Here is a 20,780-nt window from a genome sequence, read left to right on the forward strand (position 1 = left end):
GAAGACATGGGTTGCGAAGACATGACCGCGAAGGACTTCGTCGTCTCGGCCGACGGGCACCTGCTCGAGCCGACCGACCTGTTCGTCACCCGTCTCCCGAAGCACCTGCGCGATCGCGCGGTGTGGGAGGAGGACTTCGAGATCGAGCCCCTCGTCGAGGGGGGCGCGCGGATCTTCCGGCGCCTCCACACGCCCGGGTTCGAGGGGTGGACGATCTCGCGGTACCGCCAGACCGGCGGGCGCATGCCGGAGGGGGACCCGGCGACGATCCTCGAGGACATGGATCTGGACGGCGTCGACGTCCAGGTCATGCACCCGAACCTGTCCCTGTTCGGCCTGTACTCCGACGACCACGAGCTGTCGATGGCGCACGCGCGCGTCTACAACGACTACGTCGTCGAGCGCTTCAGCGAGCACTTCGACCGGCTCGCGCCGACCGCGCCCGTCCCCATCACCCACATCGGTGACGCGGTCGCGGAGATCGAGCGCGTCGCGGCCGCCGGCTTCCGCGCCGTCCTCCTGCCCGCGGTGCCGCCGAAGCCGTATTGGTCGCGCGACTTCGATCCGGTGTGGGCCGCCGCGCAGGCCAACGGCGTGCACGTCTTCATCCACACCCAGACCGGTGGCGTCAAGGTGAACGATCCCGCGTCGACGACGCTGAAGGTCGTGATGGAGTCGGCCGCGCAGGTCAACCAGCCGATGACCGAGAAGACCGCGTCGAAGCGGATGATCACGCAGTGCATCTACAGCACGTTCGTGCCCCAGCAGGTCATCTGCGAGCTGATCGGCGGGGGCGTGCCCGAGCGGTACCCCGATCTCCACTTCGCGCTCATCGAGTTCAACGCGCACTGGCTCGGGTCGCTCGTCGGCGCGATGGACAAGTGCTGGGTCACGGGGATCGGACAGGACGCCGACTGGTGGCTCGGCTACTGGGACGACACGAGACCGGCGAACGACCAGCCGAACATGGCCCAGCTGTTCCGGCTCAACGAGAAGTGGCCGTACCCGCTGAAGCCGAGCGAGTACGTGGCGCGCCAGTTCCACGTGTCGTTCCAGGACGACCCCGTCGCGGTCGCGACCCGGCACATCACCGGCGTGTCGTCGATCGTGTGGGGCAACGACTACCCGCACGCCGAGGGCACGTTCCGCGGCAGCCGCGAGCTGCTGGCGCGCCTCATGGCCGACGTCCCCGCGGACGAGCGCGCCGCGATGGTCGGCGGCACCCTCGCGCGCCTGCTCGGCTTCGACGCGAGAGTGGCGGCCTGAGCGAGCGAGGCGTGAGCGGAGCGGACGCGGGGGCCCAGGAGCGGCGAGCATTCGCGAGCCGGGTATCCCGCGCGAGTAGCGAGCGCGACCACGGGGATCGCCCGGCGCCGCAGGCGCCATGAGCGGAGACCTGAACGCCTACCGGTTCGACGGACGGGTCGCGATCGTCACCGGCGCGGGGCGCGGCCTCGGGCGCGCGTACGCGCTGCTGCTCGCGTCCCGAGGCGCACGCGTCGTCGTGAACGACCTGGGCGGCTCGATCGGCGGCGATGGCGCGGACAGCGACGTCGCGGCCGCGGTCGTCGACGAGATCACGCGCACGGGTGGTGACGCGATCGCCGACACGAACGACGTCGCGAGCGCGCACGGCGCGCAGACGCTGATCGACACCGCGCTCGAGCAGTTCGGTCGCGTCGACGTCGTCGTGAACAACGCGGGCATCGTGCGATGGGCGGGCTTCCCCGAGGCCGACGAGGACAATCTCGCGCGGCACCTCGCGGTGCACGTGGGCGGATCGTTCAACACGACGCGCGCCGCATGGCCCCACATGGTCGAGCACGGCTACGGGCGCGTCGTCATGACGACGTCGACCGGGTTGTTCGGCCTGCCGAACAACCTCGCCTACGCGACGGCCAAGGCGGGCATCGTCGGCCTGACCCGCAGCCTCGCGACGGCCGCGTCGCGACACGGCATCACGGTCAACGCGATCGCGCCGGGTGCGTTCACGCGCATGGCGGGCGGGTCCGGCTCGCCCGAGATGTCGCCCGACCTGGTCGCGCCGATCGTCGCGTTCCTCGCGCACGAGGACTGCCCGGTGAACGGCGAGATCTACGCGGCGGGGTTCGGTCGCTTCGCGCGGATCTTCCTCGCGTCGACCGAGGGTTGGGTCGACGACGCGTGCGAGCCGACGATCGAGGACGTCGCACGCCATTGGGCCGAGATCAACCGCGAGCGCCCGTACTCGGTCCCGACCGACCTCGGCGACTGGTCGTCGACGTTCATGAAGCACCTGGACCGGTAGTGGACCTGTCGCTCACCGAGGCGGAGCGCGACCTCGCCGGCCTGTGTCGCGACTTCGCGCAGCAGGAGATCGCGCGCCGCGCACCGCAGGCGTGGCACGAAGGGCGGTGTCCCACGGACCTGCTGCGCGAGATGGGCGCGCTCGGCCTCCTCGGCGTGCTCGTCCCGGAGGAGTGGGGCGGGATCGGCATGTCGACGGTCGGGTTCGTGGCCGCGATGGAGCAGATCGGGCTGGCCGACCAGTCGGTCGCGGCGGCGTGGCAGGCCCACGTGACGATCGGTTCGCTGCCGCTGCTCCTGTTCGGCACCGACGCGCAGCGCGAGCGCTGGCTGCGCCCGTTGGCCGAGGGACGGGCGCTGGGCGCGTTCGGGCTGACCGAACCCGACGCCGGCTCCGACGCGCGCGGGATCCGCACCCGTGCCGCGCGGCGCGACGGCGGCTGGCTGATCAACGGGCGCAAGACGTTCATCTCGAACGCGGGCACGGACATGTCCTTCGGCGTGACGCTGCTCGCACGCACCGACGACGCGTTCGCGAGCTTCGTCGTCGAGAAGGACACACCCGGCTTCACGATGGGCCCGAAGCTGCGCGGCATCGGCTGGCGCGGCCTCGACACACGAGAGCTGTCCTTCGACGACGTGTGGATCCCCGACGACCACCTCGTCGGTGATCCCGCCATGGGGCTCGGACAGTTCCTGCGCACGCTGGAGGTCGGTCGCATCTCGATCGCCGCGCTGTCGCTCAGCCTGACGCAGGCCGTCCTCGACCTGGCGCTCGACCACGCGAAGCAGCGCGAGCAGTTCGGGCAGCCGATCGCGAGGTTCCAGGCGATCCAATTCAAGCTCGCTGACATCGCGACCGAGCTCGAAGCCGCGCGCTGGCTCACGTACCGCGCCGCGTACCTGCGCGACACGGGGGAGCCGTTCCTCAAGGAGGCGTCGATGGCGAAGCTGAAGGCGAGCCGTCTCGCGGTGTGGGCGGCGTCGGAGGCCGTGCAGGTCCACGGCGGCCTCGGCTACATGCTCGACTCGCCCGTCGCGCGCTTCTACTGCGATGCCAAGGTGCTCGAGATCGGCGAGGGCACCAACGAGATCCAGCACACCGTGATCGCGAGAGCCCTCGGCTGCTGACGGCATCTGTTGTGTGAAGGACGGCGCAGCGGAGCCTCATTGAGTGAATCCTGTACCTCTTCGGTAGTCACGTATCAACGAACGTGAGACTGCGAGAGGAGCGGCCGTCGTTCGCGGCAGTTAGACGCGCGCCAGCCGCCGGATCGCGTCGGCGATGTCGTCGCGGTCGGGGAGCCAGGCGCGCTCGAGCTCCGGCGCGTACGGCGGGGGCGTCGCGGCCGCACCGACGCGCGCGATCGGCGCGTCGAGGTCCCAGAACGCGTCGCGCGCGACGGTCGCGGCGATCTCGGCGCCGATGCCGAACGGGACGACGGCCTCGTGCGCGATCAGCAGCCGGCTCGTCCTGGCGACGGACTCGAGGATGGTGGCGGTGTCGAGCGGCGCGACGGTACGCAGGTCGACGACCTCCGCCGCGATCCCGTCACGGGCGACGGCGTCCGCGGCCGCGACTGCCTCGTGGACCATGCGCGACACCGACACGACCGTGACGTCCGTGCCCTCGCGGACCACCGACGCCTTCCCGATCGGCACGACGTGGTCGTCGGGCGGCTGCGGCCCCTTCGTGCCGTACAGCAACCGGTTCTCGACGAACACGACCGGGTTCGGATCCTGGATCGCGGCGCGCAGGAGGCCGTACGTGTCGGCCGGTGTCGACGGCATGACGACGGTGAGCCCCGGGATGTGCGCGAGCAGCGCCTCGAGGCTCTGCGAGTGCTGGCTGCCCGACGAGCGCCCTGCGCCGAACTGCGTGCGCACCGTCAACGCCATGCGCGCGCCGCCGCCCGTCATGAACGGCAGCTTCGCCGCCTGGTTCAGGAGCTGGTCGAGGCACACGCCGACGAAGTCGAGATACATGATCTCGACGACGGGCCGCATCCCCGCCATCGCCGCGCCGACCCCGAGCCCGGCGATCGCGGTCTCCGAGATCGGCGTGTCGCGGACCCGGTCCCCGAACCGGTCGCGCAGCCCGCGGGTCAGGCCGAAGACGTTGCCGCCCTCGCCGACGTCGATGCCGGCGACGAAGACGCGCTCGTCGTGGTCGAGCTCGACCTCGAGCGCGCCGCGGATCGCGTCCATCGTGCGGAAGACGGGCCCGTCGGCGGGCAGTGGTGGCGGCTCGGTGGTCGGGGGGCGTGCACGCACGACGAAGTCGTGGAGCGTCGCGACGTCCGGCGCGGCGGATCGACGGGCCGCGTCGAGCGCGCCGTCGAGCTCGCACGCGACCGACCGCTCGATCGCACCGATCGTGTCGTCCCCGATCCCGGCGGCGCGCAGCTGGTCCGCGTGGACGACGATCGGGTCGCGCGTCTCCCACTCGCGCACCTCGTCGGCCGACCGGTACCGCTGCGGGTCGCCCTCGTAGTGGCCGTGGCGGCGGTACGTCGTCGCCTCGACGATCGACGGCCCGCGGCCGTCGCGCGCCGCCGACACGATGTCGCGCATCGCGCGCGCGGTCGCGACGACGTCGTTGCCGTCGACGGCGACGTAGTCGACGCCGTATCCCGCGGCCCTTCGCTCGAGCGGCGCGGCGTGCTGGCTCGACGCCGGGGAGAACTCCGCGTAGCCGTTGTTCTCGCAGAAGAAGACCACGGGGAGCCGCCACACCGCGGCGAGGTTCACCGCCTCGTGGAACGCGCCCGCGGCGACGGCGCCGTCACCGAAGAACGCCACGGCAACCGCGTCGCGTTCGCGCAGCTGCGCCGCGACTGCCGCGCCGACCGCGATCGGCAGCCCGGCCGCGACGATCCCGTTGGCGCCGAAGACGCCGCGACCCGGGTCCGCGATGTGCATCGACCCGCCCCGACCGCGGTTGGTGCCGTCGGCACGCGCCATGAGCTCGGCGAACATCCCGCGCGGGTCCAGTCCCTTCGCGAGGCAGTGGCCGTGGCCCCGATGGGTCGACGTGATGACGTCGTCGTCCCGCAGCGGCCAGCACGCGCCGACCGCGGCGGCCTCCTGGCCGATCGACAGGTGCACGAAGCCGGGAACCTCGCCGTCGCGGTAGAGCGCGGCGACGCGCTCCTCGAACCCGCGGATCAGGAGCATTCGGCGGTGCAGCTCGAGCCGGTCGGCCTCGCTGAGCACGCCGAGAGACTATTGTACTGACCGGTACAAAGCATCCGGTTGAGGGCGGCGGAGCACGGTGGGCGAGGGTCGCGTGCGAGACGACATCGACATCCCGGCCTCGTTCCCGTCCGGCGCCGACGTGCGCGACCGGCGTGTCGTCGTCACCGGCGCCAGCCGCGGGCTCGGTCGCCTGCTCGCGCACGCGTTCTCGGCCGCGGGCGCCCGCGTCACGCTCGTCGCGCGCACGGAGACGGACCTGAAGGCGGTCGCCCAAGAGGTCCCGGGCCCGGCGCTCGTGTGCTGCGGCGACGTGACCGACGGCGAGTTCAACGAGGCCGTCGCGGACGCGACCGTCGCCGAGTGGGGCGGCGTCGACGTCTGGATCTGCAACGCGGGGATCTCGCCGATCGTCGCGGGACCGCGCACGACGGACCCCTCCGTGTGGCGCGAGGTGATCGACGTCAACCTGACGGGCGCGTTCCTCGGCGCGCGCGCGGCGGCGCGAGTGATGCGCGAGGGCGGGCGGTTGATCTTCACGGGTTCGGTGCTCGGCGAGCGACCCCGCGAGGGACTGACCGCGTACAGCGCCTCCAAGGCGGGCCTGGTCGGCATGGCGAAGGGGCTCGCGCTCGACCTCGCGCCCGCGGGGATCACGGTGAACGTCGTCGCGCCGGGGTGGTTCGACTCGCCGCTCGCCGACGGGTGGAAGAGCAACCCGGACCTGGCCGCGGGCATCGTCGGCCACACCGCCCAGCGACGCTGGGGGAGCGCCACCGACCTCGCGGGCGCGTACCAGTTCCTCGCGTCCGACGCCGCCGCCTTCGTGACCGGGACCGTCCTCACCGTGGACGGCGGCTACCTCCTGTCGTGAACCGGGTCGTCGTGATCACCGGCGCGGGCGGGTCGCTCGGTGCCGCGCTGTCGCGCACGTTCGTGGCGGAGCCCGGCACCGACGTCGTGCTCAGCGACGTGAGCGAGCAGTCCCTCGACGCGACGCTCGCACGGCTGCCGGAGCAGCGCGGCGGCGTCGAGACGCGGATCGCCGACGTCGCCGATCCCGCGCAGGTCGACGCCGTCGTCGCGCTGGCCGTCGAGCGGTTCGGCCGCCTCGACGTGCTCGTCAGCAACGCGGGCGTGTTGTCGCCCAACGGACGCATCCACAACCTCGCGATCGAGGACTGGGAGCGCGCGTTCCGGGTCAACGTGCTGGGCGCGGTCAACGGCATCCGCGCTGCTGTTCCCGTCATGCGCGCGCAGCAGTCCGGTTCGATCGTGCTGACCGCGTCCGTGTCGGGACTCACCGCGTGGTCGCACGCGGCGCCGTACTGCGTCACGAAGGCCGGCGTGATCCAGCTCGCGAAGGTCGCCGCGGTCGAGTACGCGCGCGACGGCATCCGCGTCAACTGCGTGTGCCCGGGCACCTTCCTCTCCGCGATCCACGACGGGCTCCCGCGTGAAGCGCTCGACGCGATCGCGGCCCGTCATCCGCTCGGCCTCGGGTCGGCCGACGAGCTCGTGGGCGCGTACTCCTACCTCGCGAGCGACGCGTCCCGCTGGACGACCGGCTCCGCCCTCGTCGTCGACGGTGGCTACTCGGTGCCCTGAGCCCGGCCGATGCCGCGGATGAACACGTCGGCGAACGGCCTCGCGACGTCGCGCGCGGACAGCCGGCCACCCGGCTTGAGCCAGAGGTACGTGTAGTTGTGCATGCCGAGCCAGGCGAGCGCGGTGAGCCGCGCGTCGACGTCGCGGAACTCGCCCGTCTCGATCCCGGCCCGCAACACGGCCTCGACCCGCCGCTCGTACTCGCGCCGCCGGGCGCGGAACTGCTCCGCACGCTCACCGGTGAGGGCCGGGAACTCGTGCAGGAAGACCCAGACGTGGTCGGGGTAGCGGTGGATCACGTCGAGCAGCTCGTCGCCGAGCAACCGCAGCTGCTCCGACGGTGACCCGCCCGTCGCCGCGACGCGATCGGCACCCGTCATCACCTCGTCCATGACGCGGTCGTGGATCGCGGCGAGCAGCTCCTCCTTCGAGCGGATGTAGTGGTAGAGCGCTCCCTTGCCGAGACCGTTCGCCTCGCACAGCTCGGTGAGGCTCGTCGCGTGGTAGCCCTGCTGCGCGAAGACGCGCGCCGAGGTGTCGACGATCGCCTCGCGGCGGGCCTGCCACTTCTCGCTCCGGCGCGGCACCTCGTTCGCGTGGGCCTGCGGCATTGCCGCGGACGCTCCTCGTCCGGTCATCAGCGCCCCTTCCAGCGCGGCGCGCGCTCCTCGCGCCCGAGTTCGACGGGAAGGCTCACGAGCCCGAGGCCGTACGCGCGTGACGCGTCGCTCGGCTCGCACGCGGAGAACACGACGGGGTCGGGCATGGCCGCCTCAATATACTGAACAGTCGGTACAACAGCGCCGGGAGGGGGCGATGGAGGGCGACGCGAACTGGTGCGCGGTGCTCGCGCACCACGCGACGACCACCCCCGACCGTGTGCTCGCCCGCGCCGCCGACGGCAGCGTCACCTACGCGGAGATGGCCGCACGCGCGGCCGCGCTCGCCGGCGGGCTCCACGACCACGGCGTCGGTGAGGGCGACGTCGTCGCGCTCCTCTCGTACAACTGCACCGAGTTCCTGGAGACGATCTTCGCGGCGAACCATCTCGGCGCGATCGCGATGCCGATCAACTGGCGGCTGGCGGCGGCCGAGGTGCGGTACATCCTGCAGCACTCCGGCGCGCGGGTCCTCGTGTGCGACGCCGAGCTCGCGCCGCTCGCCGACGACGCGACCAAGGAGACCGAGGACGCGCCGACGCGCGTGGTCATCGGCGCGGACGTCCCCACCGGTTGGACGCGCCTCGCCGACCTTCGCACGCGCGGGACGATCCCGCCGCGCGTGTGTGCCGCGGGCGACGACGTCCACCGGCTGATGTACACGTCGGGGACGACCGGCCGCCCCAAGGGCGTGATGATCACGCACGCCAACCTGGCGTGGAAGAACCTCGCGCACCTCGTCGAGCTCGGGATCACCCGCGACGACGTCGGCCTCGCGTGCGGTCCGCTGTACCACGTCGGCGCGCTCGACCTGACGACGACGACGCTGATCGCCGCCGGCGCGACGACGATCGTCCACCGCGTGTTCGACGCCGCGTCCGTCGTCGACGAGATCGAACGGTCGCGCGTGACGACGGTGTGGCTCGCGCCGGCGATGATCAACGCGATCATGGCGTTGCCCGACGTCGAGCGCCGCGACCTGTCGTCGGTCCGCGTCGTCGTCAACGGCGGCGAGAAGATGCCCATCCCGCTGATCGAGCGGCTGCAGCGGACGTTCCCGTCCGCGTGGTTCGCCGACGCGTACGGGCTCACCGAGACAGTCTCGGGCGACACGTTCCTCGACCGCGAGAGCCTGATCACGAAGCTCGGCAGCGTCGGCCGTCCCTGCCTGTACCTCGACCTCGACATCTGGGACGACCAGGGCCGGTCGCTCCCCGCGGGAGAGCGGGGCGAGATCGTGCTGCGGGGCCCGAAGGTGTTCAAGGGCTACTGGCGCGACCCGGACGCGACCGCAGCCGCGTTCGCGGGCGGGTGGTTCCACACGGGCGACATCGGTGTGCGCGACGACGACGGGTACGTCTGGGTCGTCGACCGGCTGAAGGACATGATCGTCTCCGGCGGCGAGAACATCGCGGGCTCCGAGGTCGAGCGCGTGCTGTACGAGCACGAGGCCGTGCTCGAGGCCGCCGTCGTCGGCCGTCGCGACGGCCGGTGGGGAGAGGTGCCGGTCGCGTTCGTCGCCCTCCGCGACGGAGCGGACGCGACCGCCGACGACCTCGTCGATCACTGCCGCGCGCAGCTCGCGCGCTTCAAGGTGCCCAAGGACGTCGTGTTCGTCGACGCGCTGCCGCGCAACCCGTCAGGCAAGGTCCTCAAACGGGAGCTCCGTGACCGCGTGTGACGCTCTCTCCTACGCGGGGATGCGCGACGGGTCCGCGTACGCGAGCAGCGCGGCGCGGTCCTCGGGCAGCACGAACCCGGCCTTGATCGCGGCGTCGGCCGCAGCGGCGTAGCGCTGCTCGTACACGGCGCGCGACGGGTACAGCTGCGCGAGCCGTGACGCCGGCAGCGGTGTCGTCGACCCGAGGAGCAGGCAGATCGTCGACGGGTTCGGGCCCGGTGCACCCGAGAGGACCGCGACCGGCACGTCGACGGGCGGCGTGCGGACGCCGCCGAGCGCGATGCCGTCCGCGTTCCGCCGGACAACGGGCTTCGGGCTGTCGGTGACCTCGATGCGGGGCGCGACGGGCGGCGCCGCGCCGGTCGTGAGCCACGTGGTCAACGCGCGCAGCGCCGCCTTGGCGACGATGTGCATGGGCCCGTCGTTGATCGGCACGCCGCAGTTCAGGACCTTCGCGTTCGCGGCCCCGACGAGGTGCACGTCGGCGTGCGCGGTGCCGGGGACCTCCCAGAGGCGGAAGTGGTCGGTGTCGGGCTGGCGCGCCGCGACGGAGTCCAGGATGCTCGACACGTCGGTCTCGGTCTGGATGTCCATCACGGGCGCGTCCTGGTCCGTGCGGAAGATCGTGGGCGTCCCGTTCAGCGCGCCGGCCAGGTCCGCGTACTTGCCCGGCGCGACGAGGGGCAGCCCGATGGCACCGCGGCTGTGCACGAAGAAGCCGTCGAACGCGTGCGACAGCGGTTGCACGCCGTTGTCGTAGGTGACCAACGCGAACGCGGATTGCGACTCACCCGCCGCGATGACGCGCTGCGGCCGGACACCGTCGAGACCGGCGCCGTCGCGCACGGCGCGCGCGACCTGCGTGAAGATGTCGAACGAGTACCCGTCGCCGGGGTGCTCCAGCGTGCCGTAGCGCGGCGGGTCGATGGCCTTGAGGCCCTTCCCGGCGTCCTCCGCGCCCGCGACACCCGTCACCTTGACGAGGACGGGGCCACCCTCCACGCCGATGCGCTGCGCGGACACGCCGACCCAGATGTCGCCGCGCCGGACGATCTCCTCCGCGGTGCTCACCCACTCCGGGTTCGCGTCCACGCCTCCGCTGACGTTCAGCCACTCGACCACGACCGTCCCGCTGAACCGTGACGTCTTGGCCGGTGCCCGCACGAGCACGCGCGTGCGGTACGGCGCCGTCGCGTCGGGGACGAACGTCCACCGGCCGTCGTGCGTGAACGGTGTCGTCGCGCGGTACGACGTCGCGGTGCCGGCCGCGAGGTACTCGCGCTGGACGTAGCCGTCACGGGCGAGGTCCGGCGGCGTGCCCTCGCCGAGGTACACGCCGCGCCCGCCGGTCAGCTGGGTCGACATGGTCGCCGCCGGCCCGCGCGTGGCCTGGGCGCGCGCGACGGTCGTCGAGGACGAGCTCTTGTTGGACGTCTTCCTGCTGCCACCCGAGCAGGCCGCCACACCCACGAGCGCCACGCACGCCACGACGGTCCCGAGACGCATCCGCATGGCGCGGCACGTTCGGCGAACGTGCGCGCCCGTGGCCGCGCCCTTCACGACCGCCGCGAGATGAGCTGGTTCGCGGGCGCGTCGCGGTCGAGCAGGCGCGCCTGCTCGTCCGCGCCGAGCACGGGCAGCGGGCCGTCGAGCACCCCGAGCTGCCGCAGCATCGACGCCTGGTCCCAGTAGATGTGCTCCGACGCGATCCTGTCGCCCTCGAACCCGATGACCGCGACGTGGGGGAGCGCGACGCGCCGACCCGTCGCGGGGATGCCGGGCACGAGCCAGTCGACCTGCAGGCTGTGGGTGAACTCGAACACGAACTCGTCGACGAGACGCTCCGGCGTCACGGTCCGCGTGAGGAGCGTGAGCGTCGCGTCCGGGGGTGTCTGCGGGATGAAGATCTCCGCGTAGAACCGGCGCAACGGCTCACGGCCCGTCGCCCCGGTGCCGGCGGGGACGTGCACGAGGACGGGATCGTCCGTCATCGTCGCGATCGCCGCGTCGGCGTCCTTCAGCTCGAACTCGGCCGCGGTGTGCCGCTCCCAGGTGTCCGCGAGGGCCTGGAGCGCGGGCGTGAGCGGCGACATCGCCCGCACGATGGCACCGAACGGCGCCGACTGCACGCGCGACACCCACGAGCGCGGCCCGGCCCGCGAACATGTCCCCCGTGCGGGGAGGCCAGGCGCGTCGGCCGGCTGTCGTCGCGGCCGTCGTCGCCGCGTTCGCGTGCGCGCTCACGGCGTGTCACGGCGGGTCGGGCAAGCACGCCCGGCACGCGAGCGCGGCACCCACGTCCAGCTCGATCCCGTTCAGCGTGCCGTCGAGCACCACGCCCGCGTCGAGCCTCCCGCCGACGACGGCCGCGCCCGCGGCCGGCAACGCCTGCACACGCGGTCCCGACCGCACCGCGGCCGTCAACACGTTCATCGCCGAGACGCGTGACGGCGCGACCCTGCGGTTTCCCGCGGGCATCTGCCTCCGTGTCGACGGCACCGTGAACGTCGTCGGCCGTCACGGCATCACGATCGACGGCAACGGCGCGATGTTCGTCCGCACGACCGCGCAGTCAGGTGCCTTCTCACCCCAGTGGCTGGTGCAGACGTCGTCCGGGATCACGCTCACCGGTCTGGACATCGTCGGACCGAAGCCGCAGGGCGCGGGCTTCGACCACGACTACGAGGGCCAGCCGGGCGTCGCCATCGACAGCAGCACGAACGTGACGTTCGAGCACGGCGTCGTCAGCAACGTCTGGGGTGACTTCTTCCGGATCTCGAACCGCACCGACGGCGTGCGCATCACCGACAACCAGCTCACCGAGGCCGGGAGGCAGGGACTGGCCGTGGTCGGTGGGTCGCACATCACGTTCGACGGGAACGTCGTGACGCGCGCGCGACGCTTCGCCGTCGACCTCGAGCCGTACCCGTCGACACCGGTGCGCGGGGTCGTCATCACGAACAACCGGTTCTTCGACCCGTCCGTCGGGTTCGTGTGCGCGACGGGCTACGACAACCGCTGCGACCGCGGCTCCGCGCTCTCCGACGTGACCGTGGCGAACAACATCCAGGAGGGATGACCCGAGGGGCCGCGCGCGCTCAGCCGTTCGGTGTCGCGCCCGGCGTCGTGGACCCCATGCCGGCCTGCTCGGACTGCTCGCCCTCCTGGTGCGCCCCGCTCGCCTCGACCGGCCTCGGGTGCGCGCCGCCGACCGCGACGTGACGGGGCTGGCTGGCCTGGCTGGCCGGCACGCGCAGCGTCAGGACGCCGTTGTCGTAGCTCGCCTCGAGCCGGTCCGTGTCGAGGTTGTCGCCCACGTAGATCTGGCGCTCGAAGCGCATGTGCGCGCGCTCGCACACGACGACGTCGTCGCCCTCACGGTGACCCGAGCCGCGCTCGGCCCGCACGGAGATGACGTTCCGGTCGATGCTCACGTCGATGTCGTCCGGCGACACGCCGGGGAGGTCGAGCTCCACGACGTAGGTGTCGCCGGTCCGGTAGACGTCCATCGGCATCGTCATGCGGCGCGTCCCGCCGTCGCCGACGAGCCGTTCGAACATCCGGTCGAGTCGCGAGAACGGATCGAACTGGGTGATGGTCATGGCGACTCCTTGCGACGTTCCTTCGCCGCGCGAAGTACCCACCGGCCCGCGCCCGTGATGCACGCCGCGAAGCGATTGCGCGCCGGCGCGGCGCGAAGGAGCGCCAGGTAGGGTCCGCTCGGTGCGCGCCCGGTCCGCAGACGCGGCGGTCACCCGCTGATCGGCGTCGTCGCTCTCTACGGCGTCGTCGCCGTCGTCGTCCTGCCGCTCGGGTCGCGGTGGCGGCGCGGCGTGTTCCCAGTCGCCGTCGTCGCGCCCGCGGTGACGATCGGATGGATCGCCACGTGTCTCGGACGCGTGCTCGACGGGCACCCGGTGACCCAGCGCGTCACGTGGGTCGCCGGGCTCGACCTGTCGATGGACCTGCGCCTCGACGGGCTCTCCGCGACGATGACGCTCGTCGTCGCGGCGATCGGTGTGCTCGTCCTCGCCTACGCCGCCTGCTACGCGCGTCGCGAGACGCCCGACACGGGCCGGCTCGCCGCGCTGCTGCTGCTGTTCGCGGGAGCCATGGTGGGGCTCGTCCTCGCCGACGACCTGTTCGCGTTGTACGCGTTCTGGGAGATCACGTCCGTCACGTCGTACCTGCTGATCGGCACCGATCACCGCGACGCCGAGGCGCGCGCCGCCGCACTGCAGGCGCTGCTCGTCACCGGGGCGGGCGGGCTCGCGATGCTCGCCGGGTTGGTCGTCCTCGCGCAGCACACCGGCACGTCGACGATCAGCGGCCTCGCCGCGCACGGCGTGCCGGGCGGCGGCGCGACGACGGCCGCGCTCGTGCTCGTCCTCGCCGGCGCGTTCACGAAGTCGGCGCAGTACCCGTTCCACGCGTGGCTGCCCGGCGCGATGGCGGCACCGACGCCCGTCAGCGCGTACCTCCACTCGGCGACGATGGTGACGGCGGGCGTCTACCTGATCGCACGCCTCGCGCCGGTGGTCGCCGGCGCCGGCGTCTGGCGATCACTCGTGCTGACGGTCGGCGCCGTCACGCTCCTCGCCGGCGCGCTCCGCGCGCTGCGCCAGGACGATCTCAAGCTCCTGCTCGCCTTCGGGACGGTCAGCCAGCTCGGACTGATGGTCGTGCTGTTCGGCGCGGCGACGCCCGCGGCCTCGACCGCGGGCTGGGTGCTGCTCGTCGCGCACGCCGCGTTCAAGGCGGCGCTGTTCATGGTCGTCGGCATCCTCGACCGGTGCGCCGGGACGCGTGACGTCCGCCGGATGCCCGCGCTCGACGGGCGCTGGCGCGTGGTCGAGGCCGTCACGCTCCTCGCGCTGGTCTCGATGGTCGGCGTGCCGCTCGGGATGGGGTTCGTGGCCAAGGAGTCGGCGTACGACGCGCTCGGTCGCGCGCCGTTCGCCGGCGCGCACGTGCTGCTGGCCGTAGTGATCGTCGGGTCGATGCTCACCGTCGCGTACGGCGCCAGGTTCTACGTCGCGACGTTCGTCCGGCCCCGGCGCGAGCGGCGGCCAGTCGGCCCCGGAGGACCGGGCGTCCCTTCCTTGCCGTTCGTCGCGCCTGCCGCGCTGCTCGCGCTCGCGGGTCTCGTCCTCGGTGTGGCACCGTCACTCGCGGACCCGCTCGTGACCGCGACGGCGCGCGCGCTGGGCGAGCCGTCGGCGACGGTGCATCTCGCGTTCTGGCACGGGTGGACCGTGACGCTCGCGCTGTCCGCGCTCACGCTCGCGGGTGGCGCGACGGTCGCCGCGCTCGACGGCCGGGTCCAGCGGGTGCTGCGCGCGGGCGGACGTCGGTTCGGGGCGGACCGCGCCTACGTCGGGCTGCTGCGTGGCGTGCGCGCTGGGTCGCGCGTCGTCACGGGGGTCGTGCAGAACGGCTCGTTGCCGATCTATGCCGGCGTCGTGCTCGCCGCCGCGGCGGCGATCCCGGGAATCGTGATGCTCTCGTCGGTGCACTGGCCCGGCTGGCCGGCTGCGATCGGGCCGGCGGGGAACCTGCCGCTCGCCGGACTGGTCGTGGTCGCCGCGCTCGGCGCCGCGATCATCCGGCGGCGCTTCGCTGCCGCGCTCCTCCTCGGCGCGGTCGGGTACGGCATGGCCGGCCTGTTCGTCGTGCACGGCGCGCCCGACCTCGCGCTGACGCAGGCGGCGGTCGAGACGCTGTCGACCGTGCTGTTCGTGCTCGTCCTGCGCCGGCTCCCCACCCGGTTCGTCCGCTCGTCGACGCCGCGGCGTCGCACGGTGCGACTCGTGGTCTCGGCGCTCGTCGGCGTGGTCGTGTTCGTCTTCGCGCTCGTCGCCGCCGCGCCGCCGCACCCCACGACCGCGACCACGGAGACGATCGCGCGTGCGGTGCCCGACGGCGGCGGTCACAACGTCGTGAACGTGATCCTCGTCGACTTCCGCGGGCTCGACACGCTCGGTGAGATCACGGTGCTCGCAGCCGCGTCGATCGGTGCGGTCGCGCTCGCACGCGCCGGGCGACGGCCCCGGGCACGCGGCGAGTCGAGTCCGGCGGCCCAGCGTACGGAGCCCGTGGAGCGGGTGGCGCGCGTCGTGCGTGTCCCGTTCGTCGACGTCTCGGCGCAGGTGGTGTTCCACGCCGTGATGATGGGCTCGCTGTGGCTGCTGTTCGCGGGCCACAACCAACCGGGCGGCGGGTTCGTCGGCGGCCTCCTCGCCGGCGCCGCGATCGCGCTGCGCTACGTCGCGGGCGGCATCCGCGAGGTGCGCTCCCTGTCCCGGTTCCGGCCCTGGACCGTGCTCGGCGCCGGGCTCCTCGTGTCCTTCCTGACGGCGGCGCTGCCCGTCGCGTTCGGCCATCCGGTGCTCGAGGTCGCCACCGCGACGGTGCACCTGCCGCTCGCAGGCGCGCTGAAGCTGAGCTCCGCGCTGCTGTTCGACGTCGGCGTCTACGTCACGGTCGTCGGTGTGGTGCTCATGGTGTTCGAGGCGTTCGGCGACCCTCCCCACGCCGCGCCCGAGGAGGTGCCGTGAGCATCGTCCTCGCGGCTACGGCTGCGATCCTGTTCGCCTCGGGCACGTACCTGGTGCTCCAGCGCACGCTCAGCCGCATCGTCATCGGGCTCGCGCTGCTGACCCACGGCGGCAACGTCCTCCTGATCGCGGCCGGACGTTGGGGGAGAGCACCGATCGCGGGCACCGGTCGTGCGCGCTCGTTCAGCGACCCGATCCCGCAGGCGCTCGCGCTGACGTCGATCGTCATCTCGTTCGCGGTGACCGCGCTGCTCCTCGCGCTCGCGTACCGGAGCTGGATCCTCACCCGGGACGACGCGGTCGAGGACGACGTCGGTGACCGCGCGATCGCGCGCGCCGCGGGCCCGCGGCCGGGGCCGGGCGACGACGAGCGCGCGCTCGTGCACGACGACACGGGCGCGGGCCGATGACCTGGCTCGTCGCCGTCCCCGTCGTGCTGCCACTGGTGGGCGCGGCGGTGTCCATCCTGGCCGGCCGGTCGCGTGTCGCGCAGCGCACCGTCGGCGTCGTCGTGCTCGCGACGACGACCGCGATCGCGGTGGTCCTGCTCGTGCACGTCGACCGGAGCGGGCCGGTCGTCGCCCACGCGGGCGGATGGCCGGCGCGCATCGGGATCGCGCTCGTCGCCGACCGGTTCGCGGCCCTGATGCTCGTGGTCGCCTCGGTCACGCTGCTCGCCGTCCTCGTGTACGCGATCGGCGAGCCCGGCGCCGAGCGCAACCACGTCGGCTTCCAGTCCGTCTACCTCGTCCTCGCCGCGGGTGTGGCGCTCGCCTTCCTCACGGGCGACCTGTTCGACCTGTTCGTCGCGTTCGAGATGATGCTCACCGCGAGCTATGTGCTCCTGACGCTCGGTGGCCGCCGCGAGCAGGTGCGGTCGGGGACGACGTACGTCGTGTTGAGCCTGCTCTCGTCGACCCTGTTCGTGACTGCGGTCGCGCTCCTGTACTCCGCGACCGGCACCGTGAACATGGCCGTCCTCGCGCAGCGGATCCACACGCTGCCGTCGGGCACGGCGAGCGCGTTCGCGGCCTTGCTCGTCGTCGTGTTCGGGATCAAGGCCGCGCTGTTCCCGTTCTTCTTCTGGCTGCCCGACAGCTATCCGATCGCGCCGTCACCGATCACCGCGGTGTTCGCCGGATTGCTCACGAAGGTCGGGATCTATGCGCTCATCCGTACGCAGACGCTGCTGTTCCCGGCGGGCAGCCGCCCGGGCACACTGCTGCTGGTCCTGGCCGGTGCGACGATGGTGATCGGCGTCGCGGGTGCGATCGCGCAGGACGACGTCAAGCGCATCCTGTCGTTCGACATCGTCAGCCAGGTCGGCTACATGGTCATGGGCCTCGGCTTCTTCACGGTCGCGGGCGTCGCGGCTGCCGTCTTCTACATGGTCCAGCACATCGTCGTGAAGACGTCGTTGTTCATGACCGCCGGGCTCGTCGAGCACGCCGCGGGGACGGGAGAGCTCCCGCGACTACGCGGCCTGTTGCGCACGGCGCCGGTGCTCGCGGTCCTGTTCCTGCTGTCGGCGCTCAGCCTCGCGGGCGTCCCCCCGCTGTCGGGGTTCGTGGGGAAGCTCGCGCTCGTGGAGGCGGGGTTCCAGTCGCACGCGGCCGCGATCGTGGCCGTGAGCCTGGCCGTCTCGTTGTTGACGCTCTCCGTCATGGCCCGCATCTGGTCGGGCGCGTTCTGGGGTGCAGCCGGCGAACCCGCCGAACCCGACGGCGGCGAGGAGGCCGTCGCGCGGGTCGGCCGGCTCGGCGGACCGGTGTGGATGGTGGTCCCGACCGGCGCGCTCGTCGCGTGCGGTGTCGCGGCTGCGCTCGCGGCCGGACCGCTGTACGGGTTGAGCGTGCGGACCGCGCACGACCTGATGGAGCCGGCCCGCTACGTCCACGCGGTCGTCGGCCGATGAGCCTGCTCGCGCGCGTCGCGCTCCTCACCGGCATCTGGCTGCTCGCGTGGGGGAGCGCGCGCCCGGAGACCGTCGTGGCCGGGGTCGCGTCGAGCATCGTCCTGCTCGTCGCCTTCCCGCCCGCACGTGGTGCGGCACCACTGCGCCGCGGGGTCCGGCCGTTCGCGGTCGCGCGCCTGCTCGCGTACCTCGCGTGGCAGCTCGTCACGTCGAACGTCGTCGTCGCGCGCACGATCCTCAGCCGCCGCGCGCGGGTCCGCACCGGTGTCGTGGTCCACGAGCTGGCGACGGCGTCGCCGTGGGTGATGACCGTCGTCGCGAACACGATCGCGCTCACACCGGGGACGATGACGGTCGACTCGACGCGCTTCCCGCCCACGATCGAGGTCCACTTCCTGCTGCTCGATGATCCCGACGCCGCGCGGCGCGGGCTCGCCCGCCTCGAGCGGCTCGTCACCGCCGCGGTCGGTGGGACGGTCTCGCGAGGCGACGCGTGACGCTCGCGACGTTCGTGATCCTCGGCGTCGCGGCCGGCGCGTTCATGTTCCGCCTGTGCGCGGGCCCGTCGATCGCGGACCGCGCCATCGGGTTGAGCGGCCTCGTCGTCGCCGGCATGGGCGCGCTCGCGACCGACGCGATCCGCACACACGCGGGCGCGTACCTGCCGACGCTCGTCGTCGTCGCGCTCGTCGGACCCGTCAGCACCGCGATGGTGGCCCGCTACATCGAGGGGCGTGACGGTGACCGGTGAGGTGCTCGCGCTCGCCGGCTCGGTGCTGGTGCTGATCGCCGCGATCGGCGTGGTCCGCTTCGACGACGTCCTCGCGCGCATGCACGCGCTCGCCAAGGCGTCGACACTCGGCGTGCTGCTCCTGCTCGCCGGCGCCGCGGTGAGCCTCCACAGCGCGAACGACGTCACGTCCGTCGCGCTCGCCGCGCTCGCGCAGGTCCTGACGTCGCCGCCCGCGTCGAACATGCTCAGCCGCGCGACGTACCTCGCCCGGCAGCGACGCGGGGTCAGGACATGACGTCCTTGCGCCGGAACCACCACACGCCGATCGCGCAGAACGCCACCACGTAGCCGAGCTGGACCAGCGAGCCGAGCACCATCTCGAAGCTCGCGTGGTTGTGGATGAACAAGTCCTGCCACGCGTCCGAGTAGTGCGTCGGGAAGCCGTTGCGGATCGAACCGATCGCGCTGACGGCGTCGAGGATGGCGGACACCACGTAGAGCCCGAACGCCGCCGCGGCCGCGCCGATCGGCGAGTCGCTCATCGTCGACACCATGAACCCGAACGCGACCGCCGCGGCGAGGCTCCACGTCACATACGCCGTCGCGATCACGAGGTGCCACAGCAACAGGCCCGCCGACTGGGACGGGACACGGAAGAACCCGAAGCCGAGGCTGACGCCGGCGATGCCGTGCCAGCCCCAGACGATGACGCCGGCGATCAGGGCCGTGAGCACGAGGATCAGCGTCGACAGCGCGGTGAGGACGGTCGCCGCGCCGAGCTTCACCAGTACGAGCCGCCCGCGCTGGACCGGTCGCACCAGGAGCGAGCGGAGGTTGCCCCAGGAGGCCTCGGCCGCGATCGTGTCGCCGCCGAACAGCGCGGCGACGCCGATGAGCAGGAACCGGCTCGCGACGAGCAGCACGGCGGCGGGGAGCAGCAGGCCACTGCTCCGCGACAGGAAGAAGAAGTCGCCTCCGCCGCCTCCCTCACCGCCCGGTTGGCTCGGCGGGTTCGCCCACAGCGCGAACGTGATGATCACGGGGATCGCGACCATCAACCCGAACACGACCCACGTCCGCAGCCGCCGCCCCTGCTTGACGACCTCCGTACCAACGAGACTCACGAGGTTCTCTCCGTCTCCTCGCCGAGGAGGCCGAGGAAGGCGTCCTCGAGGCGGTGGCGCGACGTCACCGTCGTCACCTTCACGCCCGCGTGCACGAGCGCGTCGACGAGCTGCCAGCGCTCGACGCCGTCCATCGCGACCGACAGCCCGGGTGGCTCGGGCGCCACGCCCTCCACGCCCGGGACCTCGCGCAGCACGCGCGCGGCGCGCTCGCCGTCGTCGACCTCCAGGTACGCCGAGACCGCGGCCTGCATGAGGTCGGCGACGGTGCCGGACGCGACGAGACGCCCGCGATCCATCACGACCGCGGTCGTGCACACCTGCTCGACCTCGCTCAAGAGGTGGCTCGACAGCAGGACGGTCGTGCCGCCGTCCGCGACACGCCGCAGCAACCCGCGCACCGCGCGCATCTCCTGCGGGTCGAGCCCGTTCGTCGGCTCGTCGAGCACGAGGAGCTCCGGCTGCCCGAGCAACGCGCGCGCCAGACCGAGCCGTTGGCGCATGCCCTGTGAGTAGGTGCGCACCTTGCGGTGGATCGCGTCGCCGAGCGCGGCGACGGCGAGCGCGCCCTCGACGTCGGCCTTCTCGAAGTCGCCGCCTCCCGCCTCCCAGTGGAGACGCAGGTTCGTCAGCCCCGTGAGGTACGGGACGAAGGCGGCCTGCTCGATCATCGCCCCGACGCGCGCCAGCACACGCGCGCTCGGCACGATCGCCTCGCCGAAGACGCGCGTCCCGCCGCCCGTCGGCCGGATCAGCCCGAGCAACATCCGGAGCGTCGTCGTCTTCCCGGCCCCGTTCGGGCCGAGCAGCCCGCACACGTCGCCGCGCTCGACGGTGAACGTGAGGTCGTCGACGGCGAGGACGTTCTGGTCGAAGCGCTTCGACAGCGACTGCACCTCGACGACGGGCGACGCGGGAACGGACGCCGGCGGCGCGGCGGTGGACGTCGGGGAGGCATCGGGCGGCACGGCTCCGCACGTTAGGGCGCGGAGGACCCCGCGGAGGCCGCGTACGCTTCCACG

21 protein-coding genes are annotated in these 20,780 nt (G+C 72.6%); 13 read left to right on the forward strand and 8 right to left on the reverse strand.

All coding sequences use genetic code 11. The features are described from left to right. Nucleotides 1-21 precede the first annotated feature (21 nt). The 3 genes from VFC33_16515 (at nucleotide 22) to VFC33_16525 (ending at nucleotide 3,417) form a co-directional block, all read left to right on the forward strand. On the forward strand, nucleotides 22-1,266 hold the full coding sequence (locus VFC33_16515; protein HZR14843.1) for an amidohydrolase family protein: 1,245 nt from the start codon (nucleotides 22-24) through the stop codon (nucleotides 1,264-1,266). A 118-nt stretch (nucleotides 1,267-1,384) separates the two neighbouring features. Further along, nucleotides 1,385-2,287 (forward strand): SDR family NAD(P)-dependent oxidoreductase, encoded by a 903-nt coding sequence (locus VFC33_16520; GenBank protein ID HZR14844.1) that lies wholly within the window; start codon nucleotides 1,385-1,387, stop codon nucleotides 2,285-2,287. After that, a complete protein-coding gene (locus VFC33_16525) occupies nucleotides 2,287-3,417 on the forward strand; it encodes an acyl-CoA dehydrogenase family protein (protein HZR14845.1) in 1,131 nt (376 codons plus the stop codon). Before VFC33_16520 ends, VFC33_16525 begins: the two co-directional genes overlap by 1 nt. A gap of 120 nt (nucleotides 3,418-3,537) precedes the next feature. Here the strand turns inward: VFC33_16525 and VFC33_16530 are convergent, their stop codons facing one another. Beyond that, on the reverse strand, nucleotides 3,538-5,463 hold the full coding sequence (locus VFC33_16530) for a dehydrogenase E1 component subunit alpha/beta (GenBank protein HZR14846.1): 1,926 nt from the start codon (nucleotides 5,461-5,463) through the stop codon (nucleotides 3,538-3,540). 112 nt (nucleotides 5,464-5,575) lie between these two features. Here VFC33_16530 and VFC33_16535 point away from each other — a divergent pair, with 112 nt between their 5' ends. Next, nucleotides 5,576-6,355 (forward strand): SDR family NAD(P)-dependent oxidoreductase, encoded by a 780-nt coding sequence (locus VFC33_16535; GenBank protein ID HZR14847.1) that lies wholly within the window; start codon nucleotides 5,576-5,578, stop codon nucleotides 6,353-6,355. Then, nucleotides 6,352-7,089, forward strand: a complete 738-nt coding sequence (locus VFC33_16540) for an SDR family NAD(P)-dependent oxidoreductase (protein HZR14848.1) — start codon at nucleotides 6,352-6,354, stop codon at nucleotides 7,087-7,089. Before VFC33_16535 ends, VFC33_16540 begins: the two co-directional genes overlap by 4 nt. Here the strand turns inward: VFC33_16540 and VFC33_16545 are convergent. Together VFC33_16545 and VFC33_16550 are read right to left on the reverse strand one after the other, a co-directional pair. After that, a complete protein-coding gene (locus VFC33_16545) occupies nucleotides 7,074-7,700 on the reverse strand; it encodes a TetR/AcrR family transcriptional regulator (GenBank protein HZR14849.1) in 627 nt (208 codons plus the stop codon). The genes VFC33_16540 and VFC33_16545 overlap by 16 nt on opposite strands. Nucleotides 7,701-7,726: 26 nt before the next feature. Next, nucleotides 7,727-7,855: a hypothetical protein gene (locus VFC33_16550; protein ID HZR14850.1), complete on the reverse strand. Its 129-nt coding sequence runs from the start codon at nucleotides 7,853-7,855 to the stop codon at nucleotides 7,727-7,729. A gap of 50 nt (nucleotides 7,856-7,905) precedes the next feature. Between VFC33_16550 and VFC33_16555 the strand changes: the two genes are divergently transcribed. Continuing rightward, on the forward strand, nucleotides 7,906-9,429 hold the full coding sequence (locus VFC33_16555) for a long-chain fatty acid--CoA ligase (GenBank protein HZR14851.1): 1,524 nt from the start codon (nucleotides 7,906-7,908) through the stop codon (nucleotides 9,427-9,429). 9 nt (nucleotides 9,430-9,438) lie between these two features. On the opposite strand, the gene VFC33_16560 is transcribed toward VFC33_16555, so the two are convergent. Continuing rightward, nucleotides 9,439-10,941, reverse strand: a complete 1,503-nt coding sequence (locus VFC33_16560; protein HZR14852.1) for an alpha/beta hydrolase domain-containing protein — start codon at nucleotides 10,939-10,941, stop codon at nucleotides 9,439-9,441. 44 nt (nucleotides 10,942-10,985) lie between these two features. Next, nucleotides 10,986-11,558, reverse strand: a complete 573-nt coding sequence (locus tag VFC33_16565; GenBank protein HZR14853.1) for a nuclear transport factor 2 family protein — start codon at nucleotides 11,556-11,558, stop codon at nucleotides 10,986-10,988. Nucleotides 11,559-11,602: 44 nt separating this feature from the next. On the opposite strand from VFC33_16565, the gene VFC33_16570 reads away from it, so the two are divergent. Beyond that, nucleotides 11,603-12,508 carry a right-handed parallel beta-helix repeat-containing protein gene (locus tag VFC33_16570; protein HZR14854.1) on the forward strand — a complete coding sequence of 302 codons (906 nt, stop codon included), beginning with the start codon at nucleotides 11,603-11,605 and terminating at the stop codon, nucleotides 12,506-12,508. Nucleotides 12,509-12,527: 19 nt separating this feature from the next. Here the strand turns inward: VFC33_16570 and VFC33_16575 are convergent, their stop codons facing one another. Further along, a complete protein-coding gene (locus tag VFC33_16575; protein HZR14855.1) occupies nucleotides 12,528-13,031 on the reverse strand; it encodes an Hsp20/alpha crystallin family protein in 504 nt (167 codons plus the stop codon). Nucleotides 13,032-13,262: 231 nt separating this feature from the next. On the opposite strand from VFC33_16575, the gene mbhE reads away from it, so the two are divergent. Genes mbhE through VFC33_16605 form a run of 6 tightly spaced genes read left to right on the forward strand, consistent with a single transcriptional unit; the run spans nucleotide 13,263 to nucleotide 18,929 of the window. Then, nucleotides 13,263-15,986, forward strand: coding sequence for a hydrogen gas-evolving membrane-bound hydrogenase subunit E (mbhE, locus tag VFC33_16580; protein ID HZR14856.1), 2,724 nt, complete (start codon nucleotides 13,263-13,265; stop codon nucleotides 15,984-15,986). Continuing rightward, complete coding sequence (locus VFC33_16585; protein HZR14857.1) at nucleotides 15,983-16,396, forward strand: NADH-quinone oxidoreductase subunit K; 414 nt, start codon at nucleotides 15,983-15,985, stop codon at nucleotides 16,394-16,396. Before mbhE ends, VFC33_16585 begins: the two co-directional genes overlap by 4 nt. Next, the gene (locus VFC33_16590; GenBank protein ID HZR14858.1) at nucleotides 16,393-17,901 is read left to right on the forward strand and encodes a Na+/H+ antiporter subunit D; all 1,509 of its coding nucleotides are present in this window, start codon (nucleotides 16,393-16,395) and stop codon (nucleotides 17,899-17,901) included. Before VFC33_16585 ends, VFC33_16590 begins: the two co-directional genes overlap by 4 nt. Then, nucleotides 17,898-18,398 (forward strand): Na+/H+ antiporter subunit E, encoded by a 501-nt coding sequence (locus VFC33_16595; GenBank protein ID HZR14859.1) that lies wholly within the window; start codon nucleotides 17,898-17,900, stop codon nucleotides 18,396-18,398. The genes VFC33_16590 and VFC33_16595 overlap by 4 nt, the downstream gene beginning before the upstream one ends. Beyond that, complete coding sequence (locus tag VFC33_16600; protein ID HZR14860.1) at nucleotides 18,395-18,652, forward strand: monovalent cation/H+ antiporter complex subunit F; 258 nt, start codon at nucleotides 18,395-18,397, stop codon at nucleotides 18,650-18,652. The genes VFC33_16595 and VFC33_16600 overlap by 4 nt, the downstream gene beginning before the upstream one ends. Next, nucleotides 18,636-18,929, forward strand: coding sequence for a monovalent cation/H(+) antiporter subunit G (locus tag VFC33_16605; protein ID HZR14861.1), 294 nt, complete (start codon nucleotides 18,636-18,638; stop codon nucleotides 18,927-18,929). The genes VFC33_16600 and VFC33_16605 overlap by 17 nt, the downstream gene beginning before the upstream one ends. On the opposite strand, the gene VFC33_16610 is transcribed toward VFC33_16605, so the two are convergent. Together VFC33_16610 and VFC33_16615 are read right to left on the reverse strand one after the other, a co-directional pair. Next, on the reverse strand, nucleotides 18,919-19,758 hold the full coding sequence (locus VFC33_16610; protein HZR14862.1) for an ABC transporter permease subunit: 840 nt from the start codon (nucleotides 19,756-19,758) through the stop codon (nucleotides 18,919-18,921). The two genes, VFC33_16605 and VFC33_16610, sit on opposite strands and share 11 nt — an antisense overlap. Next, complete coding sequence (locus VFC33_16615) at nucleotides 19,755-20,726, reverse strand: ABC transporter ATP-binding protein (protein ID HZR14863.1); 972 nt, start codon at nucleotides 20,724-20,726, stop codon at nucleotides 19,755-19,757. Before VFC33_16615 ends, VFC33_16610 begins: the two co-directional genes overlap by 4 nt. Nucleotides 20,727-20,780 lie beyond the last annotated feature (54 nt).

This window comes from Acidimicrobiia bacterium (genome assembly GCA_035651955.1).
GTDB lineage: Bacteria > Actinomycetota > Acidimicrobiia > IMCC26256 > JAMXLJ01 > JAMXLJ01.

Excerpts from the sequence above, each read along its gene's own strand:
- VFC33_16575 (HZR14855.1), bottom strand. The coding sequence starts at position 13,031 with ATGACCATCACCCAGTTCGATCCGTTCTCGCGACTCGACCGGATGTTC.
- VFC33_16545 (HZR14849.1), bottom strand. The coding sequence starts at position 7,700 with ATGCCGCAGGCCCACGCGAACGAGGTGCCGCGCCGGAGCGAGAAGTGG.
- VFC33_16560 (HZR14852.1), bottom strand. The coding sequence starts at position 10,941 with ATGCGGATGCGTCTCGGGACCGTCGTGGCGTGCGTGGCGCTCGTGGGT.
- VFC33_16590 (HZR14858.1), top strand. The coding sequence starts at position 16,393 with ATGACCTGGCTCGTCGCCGTCCCCGTCGTGCTGCCACTGGTGGGCGCG.
- VFC33_16595 (HZR14859.1), top strand. The coding sequence starts at position 17,898 with ATGAGCCTGCTCGCGCGCGTCGCGCTCCTCACCGGCATCTGGCTGCTC.
- VFC33_16530 (HZR14846.1), bottom strand. The coding sequence starts at position 5,463 with ATGCTCCTGATCCGCGGGTTCGAGGAGCGCGTCGCCGCGCTCTACCGC.
- VFC33_16555 (HZR14851.1), top strand. The coding sequence starts at position 7,906 with ATGGAGGGCGACGCGAACTGGTGCGCGGTGCTCGCGCACCACGCGACG.
- VFC33_16550 (HZR14850.1), bottom strand. The coding sequence starts at position 7,855 with ATGCCCGACCCCGTCGTGTTCTCCGCGTGCGAGCCGAGCGACGCGTCA.
- VFC33_16515 (HZR14843.1), top strand. The coding sequence starts at position 22 with ATGACCGCGAAGGACTTCGTCGTCTCGGCCGACGGGCACCTGCTCGAG.
- VFC33_16520 (HZR14844.1), top strand. The coding sequence starts at position 1,385 with ATGAGCGGAGACCTGAACGCCTACCGGTTCGACGGACGGGTCGCGATC.